Origin of the sequence: Microcoleus vaginatus HSN003 (genome assembly GCF_022701255.1) — a bacterium.
GTDB classification, from domain to species: Bacteria; Cyanobacteriota; Cyanobacteriia; order Cyanobacteriales; family Microcoleaceae; genus Microcoleus; species Microcoleus vaginatus_B.
This window is the reverse complement of the sequence record NZ_CP031705.1, coordinates 171,621-198,365: the sequence shown is the minus strand read 5'-3', so window position 1 is coordinate 198,365 and position 26,745 is coordinate 171,621. Positions and strand designations below refer to the sequence as shown.

Genomic DNA, 26,745 nt, shown 5'->3' with positions numbered 1-26,745 from the left:
TTAGTGTCTTAGCAAACGGGCGATCGCTTTTACCAATTCCTCTGGTTCAACAGGCTTGGAGATATGCAGCCCAAATCCAGCAGCTAAGGCTTGCTGCTGATTGATCTCTCCAGCATAGGCAGTAAGTGCGATCGCAGGAATCGTACCTCCCTGTTGGGGTGACCACTTTCTAATTTGCCGAATCAGGGAATAGCCATCCATCTCTGGCATCCCAATGTCACATAAGAGTAGATCGGGGACAGATTGATTCAGGAGGGTCAACGCCTGTGCACCCGAAGCGGCTGTGGCAACTTGTGCGCCAGATTGCATTAGGGTGAATGCTGCCAACTCCCGCATATCTGCATCGTCATCCACCACCAAGACATAAACCCCTGCTAAATCTGTCGCACTTTCTGGGTGCCTGTCATCAGAAGAGGGTTCTGGCTCGACAATGTTTAACGGGAGCCGGATGGTAAATGTAGCCCCTAAGTTCTGTCCTAAGCTGTCTGCTTGAACGGTTCCTCCATGCAGTTCGGTAAAATGACGCACGATCGCCAGCCCTAATCCCAACCCGCCGAATTGTCGGGTTATTGTACCATCTTCTTGGCGGAAGTAGTCAAACACATGGGGTAAGAAGTCTCGTGTGATGCCTTTTCCAGTATCTTTGACTTGAATCTGAGCATACATACCAACCTGCTCTAGTTGCACCTCGACTCGTCCTCCGGTTGGGGTGAACTTCACAGCATTGGAGAGGAGGTTCCAGACTACTTGTTGGAGGCGATTGGTATCGCCTGAAACCGTTCCTGAAATAGGATTAAATGTGGTCTGGATGTGAATGTGTTTGGCTTCGGCTGCTAGTCGTACCGTTTCCAGGGCGGCTTCAATCGTTGCCGCTAGATTCACACTCGCGACGTTTAACGTCATTTTTCCTTGCAGAATGCGCGAGACATCCAACAAATCCTCAATTAATTGGGCTTGCAGCTTGGCATTGCGTTCGATCGTTTCCAGGGCTTGCTGCGTTTTTGTGCCATCTAATCGCCCAGTTCGTAGCAATTTTGTCCAGCCCAGAATCGGATTGAGGGGCGATCGCAACTCGTGGGACAACACCGCCAAGAATTCGTCTTTAATGCGGTTAGCGGCTTCTGCTTTTGCGCGATCGCGTTGAGCCACCTGGTACAACTGAGCATTGTCGATCGCCAAGGAAGCACGACGAGCCAATTCCTCTGCCAGTTGCAAATCTGCTGAGGTATACCGTCGTCCAGATTCGGCTGAGATAAAGGAAATGACCCCTAGAATTCGTGCCTGAGTTCGTAGTGGCACCGTCATTGCAGAGCTGAATCCAACCTGCCGCAGCATCTCTAAATGCTCTGAGTCACGCGCTGAGAGTACCAACAGTTCATCGGGAATCTCCGCCACCAAATCAGGTTGTCCAGTTCGCAATGTGTATGCAGCAGCGCGAGGGTCATCCGGGTTTAGTGGATACTTGTCTCTAATCTGATAAGCCCATTCCAGTTTGGCAGGGTCAATGTGAGCAACCGCAATCTGCTCGATCGCACCATCCTCTTCTATCATGTGAACCGTACACCAGTCCGCTAATTCCGGCACTGTAAGCTGCGCGACTCGCTCTAGAGTGGTTTGATAATCGAGTGAGGATGCAAGCACCGCACTTGCCTCAGACAGAAAACGTTGTGCACGTTCTAACTGCACCCGTTCAGTCACATCGACTACATAAACTAAAACCCCTTCAACCTGACCATTTGAGTTAACAGTCGGAAGATAGTAAACGTTGTAGTAACCGGGACGGCGATCGCTGCGTCCAGGAACATTCACCGCAAAGTTTGGTGAAATAAAGGGATTTCCTGTGGTATAGATCTGATGAAATACTTCAACTAATTGTGGATCGGATTGACCAAAAAGTTCTGAAATGGAATGTCCTAAGTGTTGCTCGCGGGTTAATCCATTAATTTCTGCTAAGGCTTCGTTGATGGCAATAAATCGCTGCTGGGCATCTAACAGGGCAAGTCCAATCGGAGATGTATTAAAAATAGTTGCCAATTGGTGCTGTGCCACTTCTGCCTCTGAACGGGCAATGCGTTCGCGCTCTAGTAGTTGTTCTCGTTCCTGTTCCGCTTGCTTGCGTTCTGTGATATCAATGACGGCTCCGATCGAATGCTTGGGATTTCCTTGACTATCATAAGTAAACTGTCCTCTCGCTTCGACCCAGTGAATGGAGCCATCTGACCAACGCAGGCGATATTCATGGTGATACTCCTTCTTGTCAGCTATGGCTTGCTGAAGTGTTGCCTCAACTTCTGCTAGGTCATCAGGATGAACCCGACTTGCCCAAACTTCATAGCCCGGTTCGTATTCGTTTGGTTGTAGACCCAGGACGGTGAAGTGTCCTTCTGACCAAAGCATTGCACCTGTCTGCATCTCCCAGTCCCAAGTTCCCATTCGTCCGATTTTTACGGCCAGTTGCAGATGAGCTTCACTTTCGCGCAATTCTTCTTCTGCCCGCGATCGCTCCACGGCGAGCCAGGTTTTTTCAGCAATTCGCTCCATCAGCACCACATCTTCCTCCGTCCAGTGGCGGGTAGAGACATGGTGCAACACCAACAATGCAACAAATCGCCCTTCTTTCACCAATGGAACACACAGAAGAGATTTGGTTTGAATTGCGTCAAACGTAGGAGTCCCCGATCCGGCAGTCCGAGGATCGCGATCGACATCATCTACGACAATAGTTTTGCCCTGCTTTAATTCAGCAATGAGTTCACGACCAAACGAATCCATGTGATGGCTACCGACGATGCTGATTACACCATTGCAATAGTCGCGATCGACGATGACATATTCCTGAGTAGAATCAATTTCACCGTATGTACAGCGAGTAACTTGGAAGTGTTGCCCTGTGGAACAAACCACTTGCCACATAATTTCCTTGGGGTCTTGAATGGCACGAATCGCATCATTCAATTCGATCAAAAATTGCTGCTGTCTCTCCTTGTGCTGAAGTTCTGCCAGTAATGTCTCAATCTGTTGCCTTGCCCGCACCTGGGCTGTCACCTCCATGTTATAAATTAAGACGCCCTGAATGGTTCCCTCAGCATCTCGCCAAGCCGGAAAGATACAGTTGAAAAATGCTTCTTCCAACACCCCATCGCCATTGCGATCCCAGTAAGTAGGTGACTCCTTCCGAATAAATGTTTCTCCCGTTCGATAAACCTGTTCAAACGCTTCAAAGTAAATTTGCCCCTCTATCTCCGGGAAAACATCCCGTATTGATTTCCCAATAATGGCTGGAGTGCGTCCAGTCCCTTGCAGGTAGGTGGGATTGGCAAATTCAAACACAAGATCGGCACCTTTAACAATGGCAATCATGGCAGGCAATTGGATCAGGATGTCATGCAACCGCTTGCGTTCGCTTTCTGCTTCGAGTCGGGCAGTTTGTTCTCGTTTTAAAAGGCGATCGCGTTCTGCTTCGATCTGTTTGCGTTCTGTAATATCAACCGAAACGCCAATCATGCGAACTCCTTGCCCTGTCTCATCCAGATAGACTCTCCCCTGACTGTTGATCCAGCGCACAACGCCGTCTGGACTAATTAGCCGAAACTCCTGTGTGTAGGGGTGTTCTCCAGCCATTGCCCCTGCCGCCGCTTGGCTCACCTGTTGTCGATCGTCTGGATGAATGAGCGCAAAAAACTCTTCTCCCGTCCCTTCATGAAGACCCCAAACGTTTAGAGCATTAGCAGAACACACCACTCGATTGCTCTGCAAATCCATATCCCAGACAACCATCTGAGCCGCTGTCAGTGCCAATCGTAAGCGTTCTTCGCTCTCTCGTAATGCCTGTTCAACTTGTTTGTAATCGGTCACATCACGAGTAATCCCCAGTACCGTTTCTACGGAGCCATCAGGAGCAAATTCAGGGACAATACGCGACTGATACCATCGAATACCATAAGAAGTCGGAAACTTAAATTCAATCGTCTGTTCGGAGCCTGTTACAAAGACTTGCCCCCAACTGTCATGCCAAACGCGATACATTTCTTCTGGCATTCCTAGCTCGACATTAGTCTTGCCAAGAAATTGCTCTGATGGAATACCTGTTGCCAGTTCTACAGAAGGGCTGACATAAAGATGGCGAAACTCTGCATCAATTCGGCTAATAATATCCGGGGCATTTTCAGCCAGCATTTTGAACTGTTGCTCTCGCTGCCACAGTTCTAATTCCAAGCGTTTGCGCTCTGTTAGGTCAATTACAAATCCTAGTCCCAAATCATCGGGTTGTCCTAGATAGGCAGTTCCCACCAAGACGGGAACGCGAGTACCGTCTTTACGAATGTATTCTTTCTCAAACGGCGCATGGCGACCAACTTGTTTCATCTGTGCCATTGCTTCCTCGTCTAAATGCCGAAACTCCGGTGGAGTAATCTCAAGGAAGTTTACCTCTCCCGATAAAACTTCTTCTCGCGTGTAACCTAAAGTGGCAAGCCAAGCCTCGTTGACTTCCAGAATATTGCCTTGAAAATCGCCAATAATAATCCCAATGAGATTCGCATCAAATAAACTTCGTAGCTGCGATTCACTCTCGCGTAAGGCTTGCTCTACACGTTTGCGTTCGCTCACGTCTTGGAAGACAACAACGGCTGCAACAATCTGCCCCTGGTTATCTAAAATTGGTGCTGAGTTGACGTTAATGAAAATGCGGCTACCATCATTTCGATGAATTTCTATCTCTTCGTTGGTAACGACTTCACCTGTTTTTAGCGATCGCGCCAAGGGATACTCATGAGGGGCATAGAGCTGACCATCTAAGCGAAAGATTTCAGATGGAATAATGGGTGCATATTCCTCAATAGTAAGCAACTGTTCGTAGCCATAACCAACAACTTGCTTGGTTTGTTCGTTCGCCAGAACTAATTTACCAGATGCCGCATCGGCAATCATGACTCCCGCAGGCATTTGTCGCAAAACGGCTTCAAATCGGGCGCGTTCAATTTCCAACTCATGCAACAACCGTTCTCGTTCTGCCTCCGCTTGCTTGCGATCGGTCACATCTCGAAAATAAACCGCTACACCCTCCGCAGAGGGATAGGCATTCGCCTCTAACCAACGCTGAACCGGTTCCCCAAATTCTTCCCAGGAAACAGGAACCTGTTCCATCACTGCCCGATTTAGTTCCCAATAGGCAATTCCACCGACCAACTCAGGAAAAACCTCGTTCCAAACGTGCTTGCCCAGTAACTCTTCTGGCGTTTTGTGCAGGATTTTAGCCGCCGCTTGATTCACGTAGGTGTAGCGCCAGTCGCGATCGAAGGCGACAAAAGCATCCGTAATGCTTTCAAGAATCATTGCCACCTTGCGCTGAGTTTCTTGGGCACAGAACAACTGTTCGCTTTCAAGAGTGCGGGCAAAGCGTTCAATGACTTCAGAGCGAGAAATTCCTTGCCTGTGAGCCTCTTTATCGAGCGATCGCCATGCTGTATTGGTAACAGATACGCTAACTCGTTGTTTCATCTCCGAGTCCCAATTGCTAACAAACTTGCCTGTGGCGTCGCGCTTCATGAAGATTCATCCGTATGCATACACGGTCTTCTCTATTCAACCTGAGTTACTCACTCAGGAGAATCCGCCTTAAGATAGATGCTTGGGCGAGAGCGAAGATAGGAAAGAATCACCTCAATAAATATTGCCCTGTACTGGCTGCTGAATTTCCCTTTGCACTCGTAGACATAGAGCTGGGCTAGACCGGAGAATCCCACGGCTTTAAGGTAGTGCAGCCGTGGCAGTGTCCAATAAGTTTCCTGCTTCGTAAAACTTGCCTAAACTTATCTAAAGTCCTCTTTCTTTAGTTGTTCAGTGTTCACTTCCTACGCTGTTGGGTAGTCGGCTATCCCAAGATAAGTAGGCTATCCCCCTCAAGCCGAGGGTTCCCAATTTAAAATGTTGATACTTGCGTTCAAATCGCGGTCAATCGATATACCACAAGCCGGACAATCATAAGTCCTAACGCTTAGTGGCATATCTTTTTTATTGCCACAATTCGAGCAGATTTTAGAACTAGGAAACCACTGGTCTACTAGCACCAACTTCGAGCCATACATTTTGCACTTATAGTCGAGCTGACGCTTGAATTCATAAAAGCCTAGGTCAGATATTGCCCCAGCCAGATTGTGGTTAGCCATCATCCCTTTTACATTCAAGTCTTCAATCTTAAGCAGCTTGAAACTTTTAGCTAAGTAAGTCGTCAGCTTGTGTAAAAAGTATGAGCGAATACAAGCTATCCGCGCGTGAATTCGACCGATTTTATTGTAGGTTTTGCGCTGGTTGTTAGAACCTTTTACCTGTTTTGAAGCTTGGCGCTGCAATCTGGCAAGCTTGGTTTTCGCTTGCTTCAGGGGTTTTGGTGCCTCAAAAACTTGCTGGTTTGACAGAGTGGCCGCATATTTAACCCCTACGTCAATTCCTACCGATTCTTTAGTTTGCTCAAATGGTAAGCGTTCTGCATCAACACAGAACGATACAAACCAGCGATTTGCTTCTTTTGACAAAGTGAAAGTCTGAGAAACGAAACTGCATTCCAGCGGTTCGTGCAGTCGAAATGTTCCGAGCGTGGGAATCTCGATCGTATTTCCAGCACTTAGAAGAACTTTTCCATTAGATGAATCAACCCTAAAGGATTGACCGTCTCGGCGGCTTGCAAATCTGGGATGGCCCGAGGCACCTGAACGATACCGACTAAACGCATCTTTTAAGTCGATCAATGCGTTTTGGTAGAGTCGGCTAGACAACTGGTTCATCCAAGCAAATTCAGGTTGTTTTTTGACGTGATTTGTCAAAACCTTTTTGATTTCATTAATTACTTTCGAGTCGGAAAGCTTGCCTTCGCTGTACATTTGAGTGCGAAGGCTTAACCCAAAGTTAAACACAACCCGCCTAAATCCCGCGTGTTTTGCCATCAAGGTCGCTTCGTTGTTATTTAGTTTTAGCGCTCTTTTGATGGCAAACACAATAGAACTTCCTCCGGGAAATTAACTATGGATAAGTTTAACAAACTAGGTGGGGATTTAGTCCGACTCACGGATGCGGAGGGTGCCTACGACAATCGGGCTAGCGTTCCTTTAGCACCAAACTCATGCAAACTACGCAACTGGTCAGCAACAGCCTCGACGAAACGTGGTGACTCTACTAAATCTCCAAAAATTTCAGTGAGGCTGAGTAATGGTCTGGGATCTAATTCACTCAAACTGGCGCGTTGAGTGAGGATGTCTGCTAATGGGTCATCAATGGGAATAGGTTGCCCTTGTTCATCATGACTATTGATGTATCGACACCAAGCAGCAATCGTCAAACTTAGGTAATCGATCGCACCTTCAAGTTGTAATTTATCGCGGAGCGATCCCAAAACAAACTTAGGAATTTTTGCCGATCCACTCAGGCAAAGGCGTGGAAGCTGATCGCGAATTTTGGGATTGGAAAACCGTTCAATTAAAGTTTTTTTATAATCATCTAAATCAATCCCCGGAACGGGTTGGAGTATTGGTGTCACCTCGTCCATCAGGTTAGCGACTGCTTGCTGAAACAAGGGATCAGCCATGACTTCATAAACGTAGGTATAACCTGCCAGAGAGCCAAGATAGCCAATCAGCATATGACTGGCGTTGAGCAGCCGGATTTTCATCATCTCGTAGGGATGAACATCCTTAGTCATCTGTACACCAACAGATTCCCAATCAGGTCTGCCTGCACAAAAGGTATCTTCGATTACCCACTGGATGAAAGGCTCCGTCACGCCTGGAAACGCATCATCAATACCAAACTGTTCCGCCACCATTTTGATATCTGCTGGGGTTGTCATCGGAGTAATGCGATCGACCATGCAGTTGGGAAACGCAACGTGTTCAGCAATCCAACGTCCTAACTCTGGATCGCGCATTTCGGCAAATGTTGTTAGCATTTTCCGCACCATGTTGCCGTTGCCCTGGATATTGTCGCAGGACAAGACTGTAAAGGGTGCCAACCCCTGTTTACGTCGCTTTTCCAGTGCGGCTGTCAAAAAACCGTATGTCCCGAGTGGTTGGTCAGGATGTTGCAAATCGTGCTGAATTGTCGGGTGGTTCACATCGAATTCGCCACTTCCTTCAATGTAGTAGTAGCCGCTTTCAGTGATCGTTAGAGTAACAATTCGGCATTTGGGATCTGCTAATTCTTCAATAACTGCTTGACGATTGTCTGGTGCAAACAGGTATCGAGTGATTGAGCCGATGATGCGAGCGCGATCGCGCTCAGGCGATCGCTCAACTAAGGTATACAAACAATCTTGGGATTGAAGCGCATCCCGCATCCGCCTGTCATAGTCATAGTCCAGCAATCCAACACCACAGATTCCCCAATCACTACCAGGATTCTGATGGAAATAATCATCGAGATAAAGCGCTTGGTGCGATCGATGAAATCCACCAACCCCAATATGCACAATTCCATTAGTAATTTGATGGCGATCGTACTTGGGTATGGGAACGTTTCCAGGTAAACGAGACAGGGATGCTTCATTCAGCTTGATTGTTGAGCTTGTGCTGGTATTGCTGTTCATCTTAATTTATGACCTTGTGATGACGGCTTATTATCAGTATTGCAGGATGGGTGAAAAAGGTGGAGTCAATTTTGGCGGCTCTGCATGGCAAGTCGATCGCATGACTGATCTCCGATGAAGTTGTCGCCCGAGCTATTCTTGACAAAATCTAATTTTTCACACACCGGGCTAAGGGCATCAAGCGATCGCCTGATGGCCCGTGTCCTTACACTGGGGTTGCTGATAATAGACCGATAAGATCGTGCATCCGCTCGATAACTTGGTGAGCACCAGCCGACTGAAGAGCATCTGCACGGCTGCTTCGTTCATCCTCGCTTATATGAGTTCCCCCTACATAACCGATAATCTGCCCAATTCCAGCGGCAACTGCAGCCCTTACCCCACTGAGAGAATCTTCAACTGCCACGCAACCCGAAACTTCTGCGTCCAGACACTTCACTGCATGTAGGTAGATGTCAGGAAGCGGCTTGGGCCGCGGAACCGGGAGAGAGTCGTGAGCGCTAAATATCTGCTCGCTGGGGAAATAGTCGGTCAGGGCTGCAGAACTAAGGCAAGCACTCAGCCGCTGTAAGCTGCTGTTACTTACAAGTGCATATTCAAATCCGTCGTCGCGCAGGGAAGACAGCACTTGGGGCGTTCCTTCAGTCGCTTTTGCCTCTACAGTAAGCCGTTCAATCGCTCTCTTTTCTTCTTCAGCCACTAGCCTGTCAATATCACCTTCCTTAAGACTGGTTAATGAATCTGGGTAGAGCTTTTTGAGTATTTCCCTGTAGGGTTTCCCGGCGAAGCTTTTAACAAACTCATCAAGCTCATAGTGTTGAGCGCCAGGGAACTCACGAGCCACTTCATTTGTCAGCCTCCATGCGCTCTTAAGTGCGATGGTTTCACTATCAACGACTGTTCCGTCATGATCGAAAAGCACCACCAAATCATGCTGAAACGGTTTCATTCAAAAGGCCTCCCTCACTGTAATTCTTAAGCGTAGTCAATAGTCCGTGGGTCTGGATATCTCGCAAAGCTTGTTGGCATTCATTATCTACGACCTCGGTCTGTTCGCCATTCTCCAATCCCAGAATCCCACTAATTACTGCGCCTTCTTGAATCGCTGTAATTGCACTTTGGGTATCCTTGGCATGATAAGGCTGACCAGACTCGCTCGCCTCCTCTCTGACTGCAAGAAGCCACGCTGCAACAGGAAGTATAATCCGCTTCATGCTGACTTTTCGGCTATAGGCATCCTGAAGTATCGGAAATATATACTTGCCTACTTTCCTCGCTGTTTCTGAAGAGATTCTCTCAGTAGTATCGGGAAGAGCTTCGTTACTGAGCCTTAGTAACACCTGTTCCATATATTGTTCACACATCTCGCGAGGCACTGGTGTTGCTGCTGCGATATCGTCCATGAGATTCCGAGTAAACAAGTGGAATTCCGGTAGGGCGATCGCCTCGTGCATATACTTTATACCTGCTCTTACAGCTAAACAGGCTATGAAGGAGTGTACTGCATTCAAGAATCTCGACTTCATATACAGGAAGGGAGTGATGTCGCTAGTCATAATCACGCCCGTATCTTCCCACTTGGGGCGATCGCCTGTGAATTTGTCTTCCACGACCAACTGCCAAAATGGTTCGGTTACAATGGGTGCGCGATCGCGAACTTGCAACAGTCGGCTGGGGTAGTTATAGTCGGATTCTTGCTCTTGAGGCACAATCCTGTCTACAACCGAATTAGGGAACGTCGCGTTATCCCTGATGTATTCTGCAAGTTGAGGATCGATCTCTTCAGCGTAAGCTAGCACTGCTTTTTGCAGAATATCCCCGTTTCTTGGAAGGTTATCGCAAGAAAGGGTGGTGAAGGGGGCCATTGAGCGATCGCGTCGTCGGCGTAGCGCCTCTACGATAAAGCCAATTGCAGTAGTTGGAGTGGAAGGATTTTGCAGATCGTGCGCGATGTCTTCATTCGCTGTGTCGAGATTAAAATTCTTGTCTAGATGGTAGCCTCCTTGAGTAATTGTAAGAGTCACCAGATGCACAGAGGGAGACGCCATCTTTTCAAGCACATACTCGCACTTGTCTCTACCATTAACTATTTCCCTGATAGAACCGATAACTTCCGCTTCCTCACGATTTTGAGCGCAACTAGAATGTTTGGTCAAAGTGTAAAGGAATCTCTGCGGTTTCAACTTAGTAATGGTCTGTTGACTCTTGAGGCTAACCCCACAAATCCCCCATCTCTGCTCTTGGGAATCCTTCTGTGCAAGATAGTTATGTATTATGTAGGCGAGGTGGCCCCTAAAAAAACGACCAGGCCCGAAATGGACGATTCCAGTATTAAGCGCCCTTCTGTCGTAAAGAGACTGTTGCCTCCACAAACCAGTTACAGTACCGAAGCGAGAACTTGAAGAAACACTGGGCGGTCTGAGTAAGTTAACCATGAGAGTTCTTAGATAATAAGTGGATAATCACGTAAAAAAGAGTAGGTCTGTCTGGGTATAGCCCATGACCTACAAGCAGGACAAATATCTTAAAGTGCGAAAATTTCAGGCATACTCTGTGGCATCTACAAGGAAACGTTTTGCCACAGGGTAATTAGGGTCTTACAGGGAGAACAGAGAAAGAAGAAATCAGGGAAACTTAATTAATTAAGTATCAAATATTAAGTAGTCATTAACCTGAAGTAAGGCACAGAAATAGGCCACGTACTGCCACTTTGTTTAGCTTGGGCAAGTGCGTAAGTCGAATGTCTTCCCTACTATAAGGCGCCAATAGACTGCTTTTAAATTCTGCCTTTAGATTTCCTAATAACTCTGTACTGTTTGTATATTATTTACCTTGGTCGCTGTTATCATCCGTCTTCAGGAGAATCTACAAACAATTCTTTAGAGGTACTTATAACAACTGGGTAAATAGCGTCTGACAGGTAGAACAGAGAAAGAGGAAATCAGGGAAACTTAATTAATTAAGTATCAAATATCAAGTAGTCATTAACCTGAAGGAATACACAAGAGTACGCCACATACTGCCACTTTGTTCAACGTTGGCAAGTGCGTAAGTCCCATGTCTGTCCTATAAGGCGCAAATAGACTACTTTTAAATTCTGCCTTTAGATTCTCCAATAACTCTGTACAGTTTGTATGTTATTTACCTTGGTTCCTGCTATCCTCCGTCTTCAGGAGAATCTACAAACAATTCTTTAGAGGTACTTATAAAAACAATCAAATGTAGACTTCGCTACAAGCATTTAAGCTAGAGTTTGGTGTTGTAGCAAGCGTCCAAAAAACAACGATTGCGTTGAAAATTCCTGTCTGTAGCGGATGGCTGATACAGCACTGCAAGTTTGTTTCAATGTGTCCAGAAATTTTTAAAGTTTCCTCACTCACAACTCGGCTCAGCATTAGTGCTGAGCAAATCCTCCACAGACTCCTGACAATCTGGAAATGCCAAAGGTGCGATTAAATCCGACTCTGCCAACACAACTGGGCTAGCATAACACTCTGCCTCTGGCTCCGGAAACACATACAATCGACGGCCCTTGATATCTAGAATCCAATAGCTGGTAAAAGCATACTCATTTCTTACATGACATGGGAGGCATTAAGCCCCTCCCCCTTCACTTTCACTTTAAGCGGATTGACCCGCCTCGGCTGAACTACGCAGCTCTCTATCCCATCGCTAAACGCATTTGGGATTGCTTTTCTGAGGATGTTGTAAGCGGCATTCACATCAGAGTTAATTAATCGACCGACTGATGTTTTGTACAACCCTCTTTTTATCCGCCTGCCACTAAATGCAATATCTTTGTCAGTCTTTCCGTACACAGGGATTGGATCTAAACCCAGAAAATTTGCTCGTGAAGTATAAGACTCTTCTTGCACGATCACCTTAATCCCAACCAGTCGAGCTTTGTATTCCAACATCTCAATTAGTCGAGCGTGAGGAATGCTGACAAAATTTTGATTGGTTGGTTTTCCTAAAGCAATCTCAGTTTTCCACTGGGCGTTCTTGCCAATTACTAACGTCCCAATTTGTTTGGCAACCAAATAGTCAACAATCCGGCGACTGGTATGATGCAAGTAATTATCAATTTTTTGGTTGCGACAGCGAGTTGACCGTTGAATGCGAGGTGAACTCTTGCGACTCGCTTTCAATTGAGTTTGTAGCAGTGCTTTACGTTTGTTGTAGAACTGATTGATTGATTTTAATGGTCGCCCGTTAATCAGGAGCGGGGTAAAACTCGGCTGATTTGAAGTTAACGCCACTAAGTTATCCAGTCCTAAATCAATACTAGCTACGAATTTATCATCGTCCAGGGTGGACTCCGACTTGTCATAAATTACCTCGATCACATAAGAATCACATTTGGGAACCAACCTAACTTGACAAACTTGATCGGGATTGACTTGGGTTTTGATGGAGAGGTTAGTACCCGAAAGCTTAATAATCCCTTTCTTCAACAGTTTGCTACTAATTGCTTGTATCGTGTATACGATAATGTTTCGCCCTTTGACCTTATCCTTGTACTTGGGCAGTTTTGGGCTATTAGTGAATTTAGAGCAATCAATTTTGTAAGCTTTAACCGCTTCAAAAAACGATTTCCAATTCTTATCTAGGATCATTAATATTTGCTGACTGACTTTAGCTGGCAAAGCCTTGTATGCTTGATGAGACTTCATCAAACGGTTCATTTCGTTGTAATTGACATAGCCCCATCCATAAACAAAGCTCTGACGAATGACGTAGTTAGCAGCATTGTAGAGATTCTTGGATTTAAAAGCTAATTCATCAATTTCGGCGAAACGGTGTTCCGTAGATTTAATGATGTGTCTCTCTGCTAGTTGCATTTAGAGCCTCCATTTTTCAACGAGAGCAACATTTTTTTTTTGACTTTTCTGACTATATTATACTACTATTGTTTATTGATGCTTACAAACTTATTAAAGTTTTACAATACTCCCTGATTCCTGACCGAGCATAAGGAGGGGCTTTCAATTCCCTGTTAGTTAAGTTAGATCGCTCCGTAGATGTTGCCCGCGCGCAAGAGTTATCTTGCGAGAGACGAACGGCGGGCTGACTTGAATATTTACCGCGCACAATGGAGGCGCATCAAGAGTGAACTCGCTCTACTTTCTTGAGGTAAAAGCTGACGGCAGCAGCTTGTATAAAATTGGAATTACGACTCGACTAATTGAGGAAGGGATAGCCGAAGTCCAGCGGGATGTGAGAGCGCATTACTCAGATGTTGCCGTCAACTTGCTGGGATTGTGGGAACAGCGAGGGAATGTGGAACTGTACTTCAAACACCGCTACAAAGTGTTGAATTATCGCATCGAGAAACTGGCCGAGTATTTCGTGTTTCCCAATGTCAAGCGCACCCTGCGGGATTTGTTTGAAATGGAAGCAAAAGTGTTCAGTAATGTTGAGTTGAATGCGATCGGCTTGTGCTGGGTGATGTTGAGTTGGATGTGCGGGTTCCGGGTGAGTGCGATCGTCAAACAACAACCTAGACGAACGCCACCTCTGATTTCTAATTCAGCTTCAGGGAACTGCGAACCGTTTTTGAATGCGCCCAAAAGAATGGGGGCGCTCTCAATCTTCGCTTGTCAGGAAGTACCGTTCTCCACAAAAGTTTTTAGCTTTGAAGCGTTCCTCACAGCATTTCCCTCTCCGTCGTTGTTGAAGTAGACGAACACGCTTCGCCCCTGGCTTTCCCACTCGTGGATGCGATCGGCCCACCAATGCAAATCATCATCCGAGTAGGAGCCGCCGTAGAGATTGTTGGGGTCGGGGCCGTGGAGGCGCACATAGACGAATGAGCCCGTTGCGCGCAGGATACAGGGGAGGAGCGCCCCGCTCATCACGCAGTAAGCCGCTCCTTGGCGTTCTAGCAGCGAAAATACCTCTTCTGTGTGCCAGCTTGGGTGTCGGAATTCCACAGCTACTTTGATCCAAGGGGGAACCTGTTCTAGAAAGTAGGCTAGGCGGGCCAAATCGCAGCCGAACTGGGGAGGAAGCTGGACAAGCAGAATACCAAGGCGATCGCCCAAGCATTGAAGTCCCTCACTCATGCGTTCCAACCACTTTTCTGGCGAGTAAAGACGCTTGGAGTGCGTTAGACCGCGCGGCGCTTTTACAGTCATCAGAAATCCTTGGGGGAGGCGCTCTCGCCAGTTAGCAAAGGTAGTGTTTGGTGGCCAGCGGTAGTAGGTGCTATTAACTTCGACGGTTTGATAGTGCTGGATATAGCAATCGAGCCTAGAGCGAGGCGGTAGCTGGTGGGGATAAAGCACACCTTCCCAATGGTCGTAACTCCAGCCTGAAGTGCCGATGTGAACAATCAAATCCGGGTTCATTCTCCCTTCCATGATTCGGATCTGGAAATCGCTACTAAACAAACAAAGTCCGCGCAGGCGGACTAAGAATATGATATTTGAAAACTGGATGCGATTGAATTAGTTGGCTCGATCGGTGCTACCTAGATCAGCCGCTTTTTCTACTGCTTCCCGTGCTGGCGTAACTGCTTCGCCCACGTTATCTTTTACCGATTCTATAAATTTTTTGGTACTGGGGGCAATGGGTTGGTCGAGATTCAGCTTTTCTCGGATATTGTCAAGTACACCCCTGGCATCCTTCTCTGTATCGCTTGTTGGCTCGCGATCGGGAAGGGCAATTTCGTAAGATTTAGTTTCTGGGGTTAAAGGTGTAGCGAACGCTTGCATTTTGTTGCCCGAAAATTCCAATTCGGAGCTAAAAATCAGCGCTATTCCTACAGCAAAGATTATTCCTACTCGCAGGCAAGTTGTAACTAAGCGCGATGTAAACTTTTTCATTGAAAAACTCTGTTTTTTCTGGGACGACTGTAATACAGAATAAGTGCTGTTGTTGGTTTGCAAATCTATCTAAAGATAGGACTTCGTGTCAATTTATTGGGTTAAGGTTCACCCAAATCAACCTCAACAAAAAAGTTTTGGGCGCTGCGGCGCCAACAGGCGATCGATCGCAACTAGGAACTCAAGAAAGGTAGATTTACTATTTCCCCTGATACCGATCCGACTTGCACGTTGAGTCCTTCGCCGCCAGCTTTTGTGCGGATGTAAGCCAGACCAAAAAAGCCCGATTCAGTTTCCGTAAAACTGGTGAGTTTGCCGACTTTTTCTTCTCCGATTGTGACTGCTGTTCCGGGTTCAACAGCACCGCTCAACTGCACGCCCCAAAGTTGCTGTTTGACTCCTTTGTAGGTGTTCAACCGGGCAATTGTTTCTTGACCGATGTAGCAGCCTTTGTCATAGGTAATCGTGTGTAAAAGACGGGCTTCTAAGGGGTTGTAATCATCTGTGAGTTCAAAATCGGGTGCGGGGCGTCCTTGTTGGATTCGCAGTTGTTCCCAAACTCGATCGCCCATCGGTACGGCCCCAGCTTTGACTAATTCATGCCATAACTGGGCTGCACCGTTTGCGGGCGCAATTAATGTGTAGCCGGGAGTTGCTAAACCGCTACCAACCGCAACTCGAACCCCCCCTTCATCCCCCCCTTGGTAAGGGGGGGAAAGAGGGGGGGTTTTTATCAATTTGTGAGTAGCGTAAGGTTGATTTTCGAGTTCAGTAACTCCGATTTTTTCTAGTAGTTGAGTGCTTTCCGGGCCGAGGAAACTGAAAGCAACAGTTGTATCGGTTAAATCTGTTAACTCGACGCGATCCATTGGGAAAATATAGCGATCGAGCAATTCGAGTAGTTGGCGGTGGCGGTTGGGCGAAACTAACAGCAGTACGGCATCTTCTGTAGCATAGGCGGTGGCGAGGTCGATCGTCCGGGCGGTGGATGTGACGAAAACGGTATCGCAACCTTGACCGGGTTTGAGTATATTAAAGTTATTGGTACTTTGATTGTGCAAGAACCGCAGGCGATCGCTATCTGAGATTTGAATGCGTCCCCAGTGAGTGCGATCGTACAAAGCGGCACCTTGTTTCGTTGCGGCGATCGCTTCTGCGTCGTTACCAAAACTGACTGGCACAATTTCTTTGGTTGTTAACTCTACAAAAGTAGCACCAGCCGCTGCTTGAATGTCGTGCAATTCTTGAATCAGCATAAAATTTTGTTGACTGTTGACTGTTGACTGTTGACTGATGACTGTTGACTGTTAACTACTGCTTTCCTGTCAACTGACAACTGACTATTTGCTTAAATTGGCGAATATTTCTTGTATTAATTGGCTGGCTTTGGCATCAAGACGATTCCAATCTACATCGCCAGTGTCATCGTCAATCAAGCTAGTGTCAATTACGACTTCCTGGCTTTGCAGTTGAGTGTGGGCGGGCTGGTAGTTGACAAAGCAGACTCGATAGCAAAGTTCCCAAATATCGACGCATCTTTGCTCGCCTTGAAGCTCTAAAATTAGTTGATAGCCAGGAATTGGAATCTGCACTTCTTGATAAGTGCCCGTCCAGACAGACTCCTCTAATTGTTTGCGGATGTTGTCGAGCACTCGGATCATCGCTGGCTGCATGAGCAGTTCAGCTTGCTGCCACGCGATCGGGCTAGTTATTTTAGGCTTCATATAGCTGGTTCTAAAAAAGAAAATCAATAAATTAATTTTCTAGCATTGGGTGGCAACTTTTGAGACATCCGCCACAGAATGTTAAATTTAGTCGTCACCCAATTCAACAGTCAACCGTCAACAGCAACAGTTAAAGCCGTTCTTGGCTTGAAGGCTAAAAACGGCTGAAACTGTTGATATTGAGTTGTCGGATGGGTAATGTAGGATTTGAACCTACGGCATCCTGCGTGTAAAGCAGGCGCTCTACCACTGAGCTAATCACCCAATTGCACTCACCGGGATTTATCATATCACAGTAACTCAGAAAGATCAAGTAAAAAAAATCCTAAACTTTAAATGCCCTCTGGCCGCACCCACGATCAAATAACCATGTGGAGTTTGCCCTTGGTGGCAGCCCTCACCTTTGGCCAGACTCAGAGCAGCAACCTGACTTTGCTCGTTTCCGGCAGCTTCTTATTCGGCGGGCTGATGTTTGGCCCCGATTTGGATATCTACTCTTGCCAGTATCAGCGCTGGGGATGGTTCAAGGCGATTTGGCTCCCATACCAAAAAAGCCTGCGCCACCGCTCTTTTTTGTCCCACGGCCCTCTGATCGGCACTGCTTTGCGAATCTTGTACCTCGCTATCTGGATCGCGGTTCTCGGAGTTTTGGGATTGGCAGTTGCGGAAAAAGTCGGGAACTTAGGCGCGAATTGGCAGGATGTGGTTTTCAGTTATGGGCGATCGATCTGGGAACACCACATCGAAATTTTAGCCGTTTACATCGGTCTAGAATTGGGCGCTATGAGCCATTATCTGAGCGATTGGGGTGGCTCGGCTTACAAAAGATTCAAAAAGAAAGGATTGAGCGGGTTGCGCCCTCCTAAGACAATTAAGAGACCCAAAATCAAAGCTCCCACTCGCACATCTAGCAAATCCTTAGCAGAAGGCAGAAGGAAGAAGGAAGAAGGAAGAAGGAAGAAGTAATAAAATCAATAGTTGGAGTAACAACGTTATAACCGTCTTGGCGGGTGATATAAAAGGTAAATTATTATGTCTAATTCTGAAAGTCGATCGCTCACAGCACTAAAAGAACTCATAGAAGTTGTGGCTAAATTGCGATCGCCCGACGGCGGATGTCCTTGGGATTTAGCCCAAACTCCCGAAACTCTCATTCCTCACATCATCGAAGAAGCTTATGAAACCGCCGACGCGATTCGCAAAGGAGATAAAGATGCGATCGTCGAAGAATTGGGCGACTTACTGTTACAGGTAATTCTGCAAGCTCAAATTGCCAGCGAATCCAATCAGTTTACCTTCGCCGAAATCGCTGCGGGCATTACAGAAAAACTAATTCGGCGACATCCCCACGTCTTTGGCGATGTCGAACTCAACAGCGTTGATGAAGTCAACGAAAACTGGGAAAAAATCAAAGCAGCAGAAAAAGGCACAACTTCGGAAAAACCGGCAACTTTAGCCTCGAAAATGAGCCGTTATGCCAGCACTTTGCCGCCGATAACTGCCGGGATGAAAATCTCTCAAAAAGCTGCGGAAGTGAGTTTTGATTGGGACAGTGTAGAGGGCGTTTGGGATAAATTTCACGAAGAAATGGCAGAATTTGAACACGCTCTCAAACACGAGGATAAGGCAGCGCAGCAGTCAGAATTGGGAGATATTATGTTTGTGTTGATTCAATTAGCTCGCTGGTACGATTTAGATCCGTCGGCTGCTTTGCAGGGAACAAACGATCGCTTCGTGCAGCGGTTTGCGAAGGTAGAGGCTGCGTGCGATCGACCTTTGTCAGATTATGCCCCAGAAGAGTTAGAATCTCTATGGCAGCAAGCTAAAGCTTTAATTGCTCAACAAAAGGGCGATCGGTAATAACTCACTCCCGATCACTATTGTTAAGAACAGGCAAGATGCCTGTTCCACAACAACTCAATATTTTGCTTGTGGGCCGTTGCTCCTAGCCCGCACTATTGTTAAGAACAGGCAAGATGCCTGTTCCACAACAACTCAATATTTTGCTTGTGGGGTGGGCTTCTAGCCCGCCCAAAAAATGCTGATTAACAATACTGCCAGATGTCAGCCATCAACTATTCGTAAAGCTTCGCGTCATTGTACGGCGGATGTTCGCACGCGATATATAAAGCATTGGTGGGTTCCAAGGCTTCCCCAGTCACCGGATCGATCGGCTTGAGGACAAAGCATAACAGAGAGAGCGATCGCCAATCCAAATTATCCAGCTTCCCGCGTTCGTAACGGTTGACTTTTGCGGCACTGATACCCACATCTTTGGGTACGGGTTGATTTGTAGCTGTGAACAGCGCCTGTTCATATCCCTTTGTTTTGAACTCTGTTTCGCTGACAGACCAACCTGTTGTCTGTCTTGCTGCTTTTAAAATCTTCCCCAAACGCATCCGCCCCGTTTCAGTGAAGCGAACGGGACGCAATTCCTGCTCTTTGTCTACCACAGCCTTGTTAGAGAATCCTGACATTACTTATCTGCAAATAATCTAGTCATAGAGCTTCGCATCATTGTACGGCGGATGTTCGCACGCGATGTAAAGCGCATTTGTCGGTTCCAGGGCTTCCCCAGTCACCGGATCGATCGGCTTGAGCACAAAGCATAACAGAGAGAGCGATCGCCAATCCAAACTTTCTAACTTCCCGCGTTCGTAGCGACTAACAGTAGCATTACTAATACCGACATCTTTTGCTACAGGATCTCCTGCTGTCCGAAACAGAGCGGCCTCGTATTCTTTTGTGACCATTTCTGTTTCAATAATTGACCAGCCCCGAATCTCTCTAGCTGCTTTCAGAAGTTTGCCCAATCTACCGCGTCCCGTATCCGTAAATCGCACAGGGCGCAGTTTTTCCTGATCGACGACAGCCTTAAAGTCAAGAAATCCCGGCATTTTACAGATCCAATTTAACTATTATGTCAATCCTACGCCTCGACGTTTGGGTTCCAAAATTCAGTTCCGATCAACAGTAACTCTTCTAGAGTAACCAACCGCTTTTCAACCGGGTGAACTGGTTCGAGAACATCGAGGAACAGCCACAAAAGATCGGGTGCAGGCTTGTTGTAATAGCCATTTTCGATTCTCGAAATGCCTGCAATGCTGACCCCCAAAACTTTCGGCAAAGGCTCTCCCCCTAGATTATAAAATTGAGCCTCATGCTGCTTGGTCTTTTCGCTCAGTTCGTGAACGCTCCACCCCCTAGCTTCCCGCCACGATCGCAGGAATTTACCCAACCGCCGCAGCCCGGTATCAGTAAATCTCCGTCTCAAGTATTCTTTTTCTCGCCTAGCTTCTGCTACAACCATCAGTCATCACCTATCTGCATAAAGCTAAGCTATCACGCCTGACTTTCTAGTTTCATTTTTTAAGTTTGCAACTTGCGACTCTTATGTTACAATGTTGGAACGAACTAAATAGACAGCCATGACAGCACTGTTTCGCCGCATCCAACCCTCGAAAAAGCTCCGCATCACCGTCAGGTCGATCGCCCAACTGCTCAAAATTAGCCAAAATCAAATTAAGCGAGTCGAATCCTGGGCTTTCGTGGTTTTCGTGCATCGGCGGGACAGAGGCGGACAATTTATCTCGTACCGTAGGCTGGAAGAATGGCAAAATGCGATCGCCCATCATATCCAAACCTGCCCCAGCCTTTCCGAACTCTCGCAGCTCAAAACATCCATTCACTACGACAGCCGGAAATTCAAAAAACAATCTCTCCAAAAAACACTTGACTTTTTAAATCAAATGTGCATAGAAAGACAAGACGAACTCAACATCTGGGAAAGCTTAAACTGTATTGCTTCCTAGCAGAAATGAGGCAGATTTCCTTTCCCAAAACAGAAGCGAAACATTTGCGAGCAATTGCGAGATAAAATCACCCCAAAAATCACCCGCGAATGCTCCGCCACATTGATGAAAGCAATCACCAAAGCAATTAAGACATTGCCTGAGCGATATAATCAAAATAAGGAGCTGCTTCCTTAGCATCCTCCTGATTGAGCAAAGCCAAAGAAGCTTCCTTCAAACAGCGGATAGCTTCGACCATGCCAGGAACAGGAACGCCGAGAGAATTATACATTTCCCGAACGCCAATCAAACCGATGCTTTCGATCGGCTCCTTGTCACCCGCCAAGATACCGTAGGTAATCAGGCGCAAGTACCAGCCGTAGTCGCGCAGACACAAAGCCCGTTCGCGTTGGCCGTAAGCATTACCTCCGGGGGAGATAAAGTCAGGGCGTTTTTTCCAGAGTTTTTTGCTAGCTTCTTCAACAATTTTTTTCTCACTGTCAGACAGCGCAGTAGCAATACGCACCCGCTGTTCTCCGGTTTTAAAAAAATCTTTGATGCTTTGAAGTTCGCCGGTACTGGGATAGCGAAGTTCGTCGTCGGCTTGGAGAATAAATTGGCTAACTACGCTCATTGTTATTCAAATTTGAGGATAACATTAATAAACATTCCCATCTGTTGGCGACGGGATTCTTGGTTCGCAGACTTTCCTTGCTCCTAACATTTATCAATCCTAGAAGTAGAGGGTAAATCTCCCCAAGCGTTATGCTTGATGTTCAAGCCAGTTTCCTTGTGTTCCAGGGTACTGCGGGAAAAACTCAAACATTGCGAGTGAGAGTTTGGATGTCGGCAGACACTTTGACTATTTAACGAGTTTTTGCTAAATCGCCCCAAGACCATATCGCACCGACGATATCGAGGCAACTCCCGACAAGCTCGACTCCCCGGTTGAAGCTTGGCTTTAGCAGCAAGACGTTCAGCAGCAGGAAGACAGCCTGCAATTGAGTTTGAGTGCGATGGCTTACGCCCCGCTTCGCTACGACTTATCTCAGGAAAGAGAGAGCGATATTGCATTAACATATTAAATCCTACCACGACTACTTGTGACCAAATCTAAATTCCCCACCCCAAACTCGACGAAATTGGCAAACCCTTGCCAGCAAGGTCAACTGATTGAGATAGAGATTACCGACTTGACAGACACCGGCGACGGAGTTGGTCGTTTTGGTGAGTTAGTAGTGTTTGTACCCGATACCGTGACGGGCGATCGAGTCCTTGTCCGCCTCGTGCAAGTCAAATCCACCTATGCTACAGGCAAGCTGGACACACTTCTCGAAGCCTCCGAACACCGCATCCGAGCTAACTGCATTGTCGCTGACAAGTGTGGCGGCTGTCAGTGGCAGCACGTAGATTATCAATATCAGCTTACAGCCAAGCAAAATCAAATCATTCAAGCCTTAGAAAGGATTGGCGGATTTAGCAATCCGCAAGTTGATGAAATTTTAACGGGAAAAATCGAGGGATTTTCCCAATTTTTGGGATACCGCAACAAAGCGACTTATCCCGTGGCCATATCTGCAACAGGTCAAGTACAAGCTGGTTACTATCAAAAAAGCACCCACAAATTAGTCAATCTCAATCAGTGTCCGGTGCAAGACCCGCGCCTCAATCCTTTGTTAAAAGAAGTCAAAGAAGATATCCACTGGCGGGATTGGCAAGTCTACGACGAAAAGAAACATACAGGAGAATTGCGTCACTTATCCCTGCGGATCGGACGGCGCACCGGCGAGATGCTGCTAACTTTAATAGTTCGCACTGGAGAGTTACCGGGACTCGAAGAGCAAGCATCAGAGTGGCTCAAACAATATCCTCAACTGGCAGGGGTTTGTTTGAATATAAATCCAGTTCAAACTAATGTGATTTTTGGTGCAGAAACTCGCTGCATTGCGGGCCGTTCTTATCTGCGAGAAAGCTTTGCTGGTTTGAATTTTCAGCTAAGGGCTGATACTTTTTTCCAGGTAAATACAGAGGCTGCTGAAGCATTGTTAGAGGTGATGGTAGGCGAATTGAATTTGCAGGGGAACGAGGTTTTGGTGGACGCTTACTGTGGCATTGGTACTTTTACTTTACCCCTAGCAAAACAAGTGAAAATAGCCATAGGTTTAGAAGTGCAACCGGCGGCGATCGAACAAGCCAGATTAAATGGTGAGTTAAATGACGTGAGAAATGTCGAGTTTCAGGTGGGAACTGTAGAGAGTTTGCTGCCTTCCTTGGGATTGACACCGGATATTGTGCTGTTAGATCCGCCGAGGAAAGGGTGCGATCGCGCGGTTTTGGAAGCTATCAAGGGAATTAAACCAAATCGCATTGTTTATGTTAGCTGCAAGCCTGCTACTTTGGCTCGCGACCTGAAGATTTTGTGCGAAAATGGGGATTATAAGTTAGCGCGAGTGCAGCCGGCGGATTTCTTTCCTCAGACTTCTCATGTTGAGTGTGTGGCTTTTTTGGTGAGGTGAATCAAAAGCGCGATCGCTTGTTGGGAATGAAAGGGCGATCGCCCTAAGCTACCGGGCGGGGAAATTTCGACTTTGACAGTCATGCCTACTTGGTTGAGCATTATAATCAGAGTATCAACGGAGAACTGCCCAATTTTACCTTGAGTCAAAGCTTTGATTTCGTCGCTTGACTGTTTGAGATGTTGAGCCGTTTGGTCAATAGTCCAACCGTGATGTTTAATCTGATTTTGCAGGGCTAGCATTAATTGCGATCGGATTAGTAAGTTATCAGCTTCTTGGGCTGAAAATCCGAGGTCTAGAAAGATATTATCAGCGGCTTGGGTAATGGTATTTTCGCTCATTGTTCAGACTCTCTTAAATTCAAACGATTTTGTATAAATTCAGGGTGATCGGCTATAATCAAACCAGATTGTACAATGTGCTTCCTTTTCAACTTAACTATTTAGCGATTTTAGTTGGGGATATAATTATGCTATCAATTGAGCGACTGATGAAAGAAGCTTTATCTTTGCCAAATGCGTTGAGAGCGCAGTTAGCAGAGAGGCTAGTTGAGAGTCTTGAATTTGATATAGACGGAACAGTTCAAAAGTTGTGGACTGTGGAAGCTAAGCAGCGTCGCGACGAAATCCGAAGCGGTATGGTTGAGCCAATTCCAGGAGAAGAAGCGTTAGCTCATATTAGGCAGATTATAGCACAATGAGGTACGTTTTTCACCCGGCAGCATTAACTGAATATGCTCAAGCTGTCCAATTTTATACAGAGCGTCGAGTTGAATTAGCGCAAGCTTTTATTAATGCCGTTGAAGATGCTATCTTCCGTCTTGTCGAATCTCCAACTCGTTCGCCGATAGTTGATGAAGATATTCGCCGTTGCCTAACGCGAAAGTTTCCTTATGGAATTCTCTACACCATAGAGGATGATTTTATTTTAATTGTGGCAGTAATGCACTGCAATCGAGAACCAGGATACTGGAAAGAGCGAGTTACAGAGAAACCACCAGATTAAGAGGTGATTGTGGAATGGATCGATTAGCTAAATATCGGCAAATTGTTCGCACTTTCCTGATGGAATATAGCAAAACTAAACCTATCAATGACGACCTTGAAATCCAGGTATTATTTGACACTGAACATGACCATTATCAAATAGTAGATTTAGGTTGGGACGGTCACAATCGGATTTATAGTTGCCCGATCCACTTAGACATCAGAGATGGGAAAGTCTGGATTCAACGCAATCAAACCGATGAACTCATTGCTGAGGAGTTAGTGCTGATGGGTGTGGCACGGGAGGATATCGTTTTGGGGCTTCAGCCTCCCTATGCAAGGCAGTTTACGAGCTATGGTGTTGCTTAGGCTGTTGCGATCGCACTTAAATGTCTTGTCACAAGGGCGATCGCTTTTGGGAATGAAAGGGCGATCGCCCTTCAGTTAGATTGGTTTGTTGAGGGGCGATCGCTCTTTTCAGAAGGGATATGTGGCTCAAACTAAAGACTGGCCTGGATGTGCGTCATTGACGCTTCTCTACTCTTTAAGCTAGGATACTTAATGAAAAGCTACATAGCTAACTCACTCCATTTACAATTGGTAACATATGGAATTCTTCACGGCTGGCGCGATCGCAACTTTGGCTGTAACGAAAGTAATTGAAAAGACAAGCGAAATTTTCACAGAAAAGGTAGTGGAGGAAGCTGGGAAGTTGATGCAACTGCTCAAGCGCAAGTCTCCTGATACAGCAAGTGCCATAGAATTAGCAGCACAACATCCAGAATTAGTTGAACGGCAGCCAGAGGATTATGGACAAGCTGTTTTGGTGGAAAAAGTAGAGTCAGCAGCAAAATCAGACTCTGAAATCGCGCTGGCAGTTCAAGCTTTGGCTGACGCTGTGAAGTCTCAGCCACAAACAAGTCAGAATATTACGAACATGGCAGAGAAAATCTATGGAAACATTCAAGGAGGTTTTAACCCAAACCTTACTCAAAACTTCTGACTGAACTCGCCCGAAGGGGAACGGGTAATTGTGCCTCTAGAAGAGCAAGAGATTGATGCCCAAGTAAAAGATGAATTATCCGATGAATTTTATCGCGGAATTTCAGCTCGTTACGAGCATATTTTGGCTGATGTTGATGTCTTGCGTCATAAAAACTTACAAGAAATAGCTAAAAAATTTGAAGAAAACAGAGTCGTTATTATCCACGGAGCTTCTGGTCAAGGCAAGACCACTTTAGCCTTTCGCTATCTTCGCGAATTCTTTTCCGACAAATCGCGCTTTAAAGTTCAACTAATTGATAGCAGAAAACACGCTCTTAGTATTGCGACAGCTATAGGCGATAAAGCTAATGCTATCGGTATGCCGATAGCCGTTTACTTGGATGTTTCCCCCAACGATATTGGTTGGACTGAGTTAGTCAAGGAATTATCTACTCATAGAAACATTCGAGTTCTGGTCACGGTTCGCGAAGAAGATTTTCGTCGAGCCAGTATTTCTGGTGCTGAAATTCAATTTTCTGGAGTCGAACTGACCTTCAATCGAATTGAGGCGCAGGAAATCTATCAATCTCTTACAAACAAGAAACTTCCAGCAGAGTTCTTGACTTTTGAGGAGGCCTGGAACAAATTTGGCGGTGAAGGCCCCCTCATGGAATTTGTCTATCTGGTGACTCAGGGAAATTCTCTTCGAGAAAGACTCTCACAACAGATAATACGACTTGAGGATGAAGCCAGAACAGGAAAGCTAAGTGACGCAACAATTGAACTATTGAAATTGGCTTCTGTAGCGTCAGCCTTTGAATCTCGGTTGCAGATTAGACCCCTTGTCCAACATTTAGCTTTAACTGCGCCAAAGAGAACTTTTGAACTATTTGAAAAAGAGTATTTACTTAGGCTTAGTGAGGATGGTTCCCTAATACAGGGCTTACATCCTATACGTTCAGCAATACTTGCTGACCTTCTAAGCGATTCAACATTTTCACCCTGGTCGGAAAGTGCTAGCATCTGTTTGCCATTCATCTTTGAACGGGATGTTGAAAGTTTTCTCCTTTACGCCTTCTCCCGTCATCGGTTTGAAATTGAACCTTTGCTAAACTCTCTTACCTCATATCAGCCACAACAGTGGACTGCAATAGCAGGAGTCACGCGGGCTTTAATTTGGTTAGGCATTAAGGAATATGCTGAAGCTAATAAACAACTTCTTGCAGAAATATATCAAGATGTAGGAACTGGTTTTCTGTCTGTATTAGATTGCGATATATAGCATTTCTTAGAAAGATGAGGTATAATATAACTGACTTAAACGGAGTGAAAAATATAGAAC

General features: G+C 46.2%; 26 protein-coding genes and 1 tRNA gene. 10 read left to right on the top strand and 17 right to left on the bottom strand.

Annotation, left to right across the window (positions count from 1 at the left end; genetic code table 11):
• The 7 genes from D0A37_RS00920 to D0A37_RS00890 form a co-directional block, all read right to left on the bottom strand.
• On the bottom strand, window positions 1-5,547 hold the full coding sequence (locus D0A37_RS00920) for a PAS domain S-box protein (RefSeq protein WP_242720148.1): 5,547 nt from the start codon (window positions 5,545-5,547) through the stop codon (window positions 1-3).
• Between the two features lie 353 nt (window positions 5,548-5,900).
• Window positions 5,901-6,992 carry an RNA-guided endonuclease InsQ/TnpB family protein gene (locus tag D0A37_RS00915; protein WP_242720146.1) on the bottom strand — a complete coding sequence of 364 codons (1,092 nt, stop codon included), beginning with the start codon at window positions 6,990-6,992 and terminating at the stop codon, window positions 5,901-5,903.
• A gap of 86 nt (window positions 6,993-7,078) precedes the next feature.
• Window positions 7,079-8,575, bottom strand: a complete 1,497-nt coding sequence (locus D0A37_RS00910) for a mannitol dehydrogenase family protein (protein ID WP_242720143.1) — start codon at window positions 8,573-8,575, stop codon at window positions 7,079-7,081.
• A gap of 205 nt (window positions 8,576-8,780) precedes the next feature.
• Window positions 8,781-9,524, bottom strand: a complete 744-nt coding sequence (locus tag D0A37_RS00905; RefSeq protein WP_242720141.1) for an HAD family hydrolase — start codon at window positions 9,522-9,524, stop codon at window positions 8,781-8,783.
• Window positions 9,505-11,010, bottom strand: coding sequence for a mannitol dehydrogenase family protein (locus D0A37_RS00900; protein WP_242720139.1), 1,506 nt, complete (start codon window positions 11,008-11,010; stop codon window positions 9,505-9,507). The genes D0A37_RS00905 and D0A37_RS00900 overlap by 20 nt, the downstream gene beginning before the upstream one ends.
• Before the next feature lie 937 nt (window positions 11,011-11,947).
• A complete protein-coding gene (locus tag D0A37_RS00895; protein WP_242720138.1) occupies window positions 11,948-12,097 on the bottom strand; it encodes a hypothetical protein in 150 nt (49 codons plus the stop codon).
• A gap of 53 nt (window positions 12,098-12,150) precedes the next feature.
• Window positions 12,151-13,416, bottom strand: a complete 1,266-nt coding sequence (locus D0A37_RS00890) for an RNA-guided endonuclease InsQ/TnpB family protein (protein ID WP_242720137.1) — start codon at window positions 13,414-13,416, stop codon at window positions 12,151-12,153.
• 268 nt (window positions 13,417-13,684) lie between these two features.
• On the opposite strand from D0A37_RS00890, the gene D0A37_RS00885 reads away from it, so the two are divergent.
• Window positions 13,685-14,257 carry a GIY-YIG nuclease family protein gene (locus D0A37_RS00885; protein WP_242720136.1) on the top strand — a complete coding sequence of 191 codons (573 nt, stop codon included), beginning with the start codon at window positions 13,685-13,687 and terminating at the stop codon, window positions 14,255-14,257.
• Here the strand turns inward: D0A37_RS00885 and D0A37_RS00880 are convergent.
• The 5 genes from D0A37_RS00880 to D0A37_RS00860 form a co-directional block, all read right to left on the bottom strand.
• Window positions 14,176-14,937 carry a DUF72 domain-containing protein gene (locus D0A37_RS00880; protein WP_242720135.1) on the bottom strand — a complete coding sequence of 254 codons (762 nt, stop codon included), beginning with the start codon at window positions 14,935-14,937 and terminating at the stop codon, window positions 14,176-14,178. The two genes, D0A37_RS00885 and D0A37_RS00880, sit on opposite strands and share 82 nt — an antisense overlap.
• An 87-nt stretch (window positions 14,938-15,024) precedes the next feature.
• Window positions 15,025-15,402, bottom strand: coding sequence for a hypothetical protein (locus D0A37_RS00875; RefSeq protein ID WP_242720134.1), 378 nt, complete (start codon window positions 15,400-15,402; stop codon window positions 15,025-15,027).
• 173 nt (window positions 15,403-15,575) lie between these two features.
• Complete coding sequence (gene ygfZ, locus D0A37_RS00870) at window positions 15,576-16,655, bottom strand: CAF17-like 4Fe-4S cluster assembly/insertion protein YgfZ (protein WP_242725831.1); 1,080 nt, start codon at window positions 16,653-16,655, stop codon at window positions 15,576-15,578.
• 87 nt (window positions 16,656-16,742) lie between these two features.
• A complete protein-coding gene (locus D0A37_RS00865) occupies window positions 16,743-17,126 on the bottom strand; it encodes a hypothetical protein (protein ID WP_242720133.1) in 384 nt (127 codons plus the stop codon).
• Between the two features lie 192 nt (window positions 17,127-17,318).
• Window positions 17,319-17,390 (bottom strand) — tRNA-Val (locus D0A37_RS00860).
• Between the two features lie 72 nt (window positions 17,391-17,462).
• Here D0A37_RS00860 and D0A37_RS00855 point away from each other — a divergent pair.
• Window positions 17,463-18,092, top strand: coding sequence for a metal-binding protein (locus D0A37_RS00855; RefSeq protein WP_242720131.1), 630 nt, complete (start codon window positions 17,463-17,465; stop codon window positions 18,090-18,092).
• 66 nt (window positions 18,093-18,158) lie between these two features.
• A complete protein-coding gene (gene mazG / locus D0A37_RS00850; protein WP_242720129.1) occupies window positions 18,159-18,986 on the top strand; it encodes a nucleoside triphosphate pyrophosphohydrolase in 828 nt (275 codons plus the stop codon).
• A gap of 215 nt (window positions 18,987-19,201) precedes the next feature.
• On the opposite strand, the gene D0A37_RS00845 is transcribed toward mazG, so the two are convergent.
• From D0A37_RS00845 to D0A37_RS00835, 3 genes are read right to left on the bottom strand one after another with little or no spacing between them, the layout of a single operon-like run.
• Window positions 19,202-19,603: a helix-turn-helix domain-containing protein gene (locus D0A37_RS00845; protein ID WP_242720127.1), complete on the bottom strand. Its 402-nt coding sequence runs from the start codon at window positions 19,601-19,603 to the stop codon at window positions 19,202-19,204.
• An 18-nt stretch (window positions 19,604-19,621) separates the two neighbouring features.
• The gene (locus D0A37_RS00840; protein ID WP_242720125.1) at window positions 19,622-20,023 is read right to left on the bottom strand and encodes an XRE family transcriptional regulator; all 402 of its coding nucleotides are present in this window, start codon (window positions 20,021-20,023) and stop codon (window positions 19,622-19,624) included.
• 32 nt (window positions 20,024-20,055) lie between these two features.
• Complete coding sequence (locus tag D0A37_RS00835; protein ID WP_242720123.1) at window positions 20,056-20,436, bottom strand: helix-turn-helix domain-containing protein; 381 nt, start codon at window positions 20,434-20,436, stop codon at window positions 20,056-20,058.
• 118 nt (window positions 20,437-20,554) lie between these two features.
• On the opposite strand from D0A37_RS00835, the gene D0A37_RS00830 reads away from it, so the two are divergent.
• Window positions 20,555-20,938, top strand: a complete 384-nt coding sequence (locus D0A37_RS00830) for a hypothetical protein (RefSeq protein ID WP_242720121.1) — start codon at window positions 20,555-20,557, stop codon at window positions 20,936-20,938.
• A 127-nt stretch (window positions 20,939-21,065) separates the two neighbouring features.
• Here D0A37_RS00830 and D0A37_RS00825 read toward each other — a convergent pair whose 3' ends face one another.
• The gene (locus D0A37_RS00825; RefSeq protein ID WP_242720119.1) at window positions 21,066-21,551 is read right to left on the bottom strand and encodes an allophycocyanin subunit alpha-B; all 486 of its coding nucleotides are present in this window, start codon (window positions 21,549-21,551) and stop codon (window positions 21,066-21,068) included.
• Window positions 21,552-22,020: 469 nt separating this feature from the next.
• Between D0A37_RS00825 and rlmD the strand changes: the two genes are divergently transcribed.
• Entirely contained in the window at window positions 22,021-23,433 is a 1,413-nt protein-coding gene (gene rlmD, locus D0A37_RS00820; protein ID WP_242720117.1) for a 23S rRNA (uracil(1939)-C(5))-methyltransferase RlmD, read from the top strand.
• On the opposite strand, the gene D0A37_RS00815 is transcribed toward rlmD, so the two are convergent.
• On the bottom strand, window positions 23,400-23,774 hold the full coding sequence (locus D0A37_RS00815) for a helix-turn-helix domain-containing protein (protein ID WP_242720115.1): 375 nt from the start codon (window positions 23,772-23,774) through the stop codon (window positions 23,400-23,402). The two genes, rlmD and D0A37_RS00815, sit on opposite strands and share 34 nt — an antisense overlap.
• Before the next feature lie 128 nt (window positions 23,775-23,902).
• Between D0A37_RS00815 and D0A37_RS00810 the strand changes: the two genes are divergently transcribed.
• The 5 genes from D0A37_RS00810 (at window position 23,903) to D0A37_RS00790 (ending at window position 26,685) form a co-directional block, all read left to right on the top strand.
• On the top strand, window positions 23,903-24,133 hold the full coding sequence (locus D0A37_RS00810; RefSeq protein WP_242720113.1) for an addiction module protein: 231 nt from the start codon (window positions 23,903-23,905) through the stop codon (window positions 24,131-24,133).
• On the top strand, window positions 24,130-24,438 hold the full coding sequence (locus D0A37_RS00805; protein WP_242720111.1) for a type II toxin-antitoxin system RelE/ParE family toxin: 309 nt from the start codon (window positions 24,130-24,132) through the stop codon (window positions 24,436-24,438). The genes D0A37_RS00810 and D0A37_RS00805 overlap by 4 nt, the downstream gene beginning before the upstream one ends.
• A gap of 14 nt (window positions 24,439-24,452) precedes the next feature.
• Window positions 24,453-24,788, top strand: a complete 336-nt coding sequence (locus D0A37_RS00800) for a XisI protein (protein WP_242720109.1) — start codon at window positions 24,453-24,455, stop codon at window positions 24,786-24,788.
• Between the two features lie 238 nt (window positions 24,789-25,026).
• On the top strand, window positions 25,027-25,422 hold the full coding sequence (locus D0A37_RS00795) for a hypothetical protein (RefSeq protein ID WP_242720107.1): 396 nt from the start codon (window positions 25,027-25,029) through the stop codon (window positions 25,420-25,422).
• 30 nt (window positions 25,423-25,452) lie between these two features.
• Entirely contained in the window at window positions 25,453-26,685 is a 1,233-nt protein-coding gene (locus D0A37_RS00790; RefSeq protein WP_242720104.1) for an nSTAND3 domain-containing NTPase, read from the top strand.
• Window positions 26,686-26,745: the final 60 nt, after the last annotated feature.